The organism is Flavobacterium turcicum (assembly GCF_011365745.1).
Taxonomy (GTDB): Bacteria; Bacteroidota; Bacteroidia; order Flavobacteriales; family Flavobacteriaceae; genus Flavobacterium; species Flavobacterium turcicum.
Genome location: NZ_JAAOBY010000015.1, coordinates 8285 through 10920, shown reverse-complemented (window position 1 = coordinate 10920; position 2636 = coordinate 8285). Strand labels below are relative to the sequence as shown.

The following is a 2636-nucleotide window of genomic DNA, read 5'->3' as shown; positions in this document are numbered from 1 at the left end:
AAATTAAAAAATTTGGCTATTTTAGCTGGAATTAGTCAAGCGGTTAAAAGAAGGCACTTCGCATAGCCGCAAACGTTAGGCGCAACTTTACCCAACAAAACTAAAGAAATGATATTCAACAATTTAAAAGTAACTAGAAAAGAATTATTCGATTTAAATGAAGGTAAAATAATTTTTACTTCACAAAACGGGAAGGAAATTGAGGCTTTTTTTTGGGGAGAAAAAATTGAAGATGATAAAAATTATTTAGTTGAATTTTCATCGCTTGACTATCCATTAGATTGGAATATTATTTTTTCCGAAAATGAACTAAAATTAAAAAGTTTGATTGCTGAAAATGGACTATGCTCCTATTTAGCATACGGTCAAATCATTTCTATAAATCCAACCGTTGCTGATTTTGGTGACATTATAATGGAAATAGATTTACCGACAAACGATAAAAAAGTTGTTGGAGAATATATTTATTGGAAAATTGATAGACTTGATATATTAAATATAAAAAGCAGCGCCTAACAGGCGTTTGGCAAGATTGCGAATTTTGTAGTAAATACACGTTTACATTTCGCAAGAAATTTTATCTTTGATAGAAAATAATCGATTCCGAAGTTCGCAACCTCGCCAAGCGCCGGAACGTTAGCGGTCATTGTAAAATCCAAGCGTAGAAAAAATACTTTAAAAATTAAAATATCCTAAAAATGAGAAAAACTTTATTAATAGCATTTTTGATAATCTCTAATCTTACATTTGCACAAAAAGTGAGTTTTAAAATTATAACTGAAAAAACTGAAATAGACGATATAGGAGCTGTTACATTATATGTAGATGTAATAAATAATTCAAAAAAAGATATAACTATTTTAAAACCTGCGACTGACTTTAATCAAAAATGGAGATTCTACGATGTTAAAAATGAGTGTGACAACATTCCTGAATGGCAAGCAGAACAGCAAAAAATGATGGCATATTCTGAATCAGATTTATTAGTAATTCAAGCAAAAACTAAAGTTGAAATAATGATAAATGGGAGGATGAATGCAAATATGTTATCTTGTAAATCAAAAACTTTTCAAATAGAACTCTTTTATGATGCAAATGAATTAATTAAGAATCCTAAAACTAGAAATTGTAATTCTGATGAATTAAAAATAATAAAAAAGCTAACACCAATTGTAATAAAAAGTAAGAAAGAAAATATAGTGATGAACTAAAACAACGAACCGCTAACAGCAGTTTGGCAAAATGGCGGGTTTTGGGCTTAATTTGAAGTTAGTTTTGTACTTGCAAAGTCAGTGTTTAAACGAAAGTTTAGGCTTCCATAATCCGCCACATCGCCAAGCTGCAAAACGTTATAGGCTATACTACCAAAAATCGTAAAAAGAAAAATATGAAAATTTACTGTTTGCTTTTCTTAACTATTTCAACTTTGAGTTTTTCACAAAACAATTCAGAATCTGACGTTTTTAAAAAAATCATTGATGAGCAAATTGGAAAGGGTACATTCGGAATATATGTTCAATGTGAAAAATATAAAACTTTTTTTGACCTAAAAGAGTTTAAAGAAGAAACTGGTCTTGAAGTTCCTGAAAAAATATTAAATGAAATTGAAGCAAACGTCGCAAAAAACAATGATGAAATTTGGAATTCAGAATTGATAAAAGAATTGAATTACAGCTCTGATCTTATAAAAAACAAAAAATGTTTGACTAAAAAAGAAGCTGAAGAAATATTTATAAAAACAAAGAAAAGACAAAAAATAATCTCTATTAGTGAACCTGTCTTTGACAATAATTACGAAAATTGCATTGTTTCTGTTATTTACTCGACATTTACACACAGCGCGAGTGGACATAGTTATTTTCTTAAAAAAGTTTATGGAAGTTGGACAGTAATCGCTGTATATGGAATTTGGATGACCTAAAAAGTACAGCCTATAACAGCCGTTACAAGAGATTTGGGCAAAAGGCTGAATTTAAAGATGGTTTTTTACTTGGAAAATTTGTACATAATGGAAAAAACTCGCATCTTTAATCCCAAACCTCTTGTAGCGCCAGGACGTTATATGCCACTTATCTGCGACAAAAAAGATAAATTCGTAGAACAACACTTCTACTCTACTTTTCGACTTTAAAACATAACGGAATAATTTTGAAAAGCAGAAACAAAAAAGCAGAAACCGAAAATCAGAAACCGAAAAGTGAAAAGTGAAAACTGAAAAGTGAAATTTAAAAGTGGAATCTGAAAAGTGGAATCTGAAAAGTGGAATCTGAAAAGTGGAATCTGAAAAATGTAAACCTGAAAATTGGTAAAGAAAAAAGTTTAAGCGGCATATAACAGCCGTCTCAAGCCATTGCGAATTTTCTCCTAACTTGACGCTTTCGTTTCGCAAGTTTTTTTATCTTAGCCGAAACTAATCGGGTCCGAAGTTCGCAACGGCATGAGGCGCCGGGACGTTATATGCCACTTATCTGCGGCAGAAAACATAAATTCGAAGAACAACACTTCTACTCTACTTTTCGACTTTAACACGTAACGGAATAATTTTGAAAAGCAGAAACTGAAAAGCAGAAACTGAAAAGCAGAAACTGAAAAGCAGAAACTGAAAAGCAGAAACTGAAAAGCAGAAACTGAAAAGC

3 protein-coding genes are annotated in these 2636 nt (G+C 31.0%); all 3 read left to right on the top strand.

The annotated features are described in order from the left end of the window. The first annotated feature begins 108 nt into the window (after window positions 1–108). The 3 genes from G9Q29_RS14695 (at window position 109) to G9Q29_RS14685 (ending at window position 1921) form a co-directional block, all read left to right on the top strand. The gene (locus G9Q29_RS14695; RefSeq protein ID WP_166139185.1) at window positions 109–516 is read left to right on the top strand and encodes a hypothetical protein; all 408 of its coding nucleotides are present in this window, start codon (window positions 109–111) and stop codon (window positions 514–516) included. A gap of 182 nt (window positions 517–698) precedes the next feature. Continuing rightward, complete coding sequence (locus G9Q29_RS14690) at window positions 699–1211, top strand: hypothetical protein (RefSeq protein ID WP_166139183.1); 513 nt, start codon at window positions 699–701, stop codon at window positions 1209–1211. A 215-nt stretch (window positions 1212–1426) separates the two neighbouring features. Continuing rightward, a complete protein-coding gene (locus tag G9Q29_RS14685; protein ID WP_166139181.1) occupies window positions 1427–1921 on the top strand; it encodes a hypothetical protein in 495 nt (164 codons plus the stop codon). Window positions 1922–2636 lie beyond the last annotated feature (715 nt).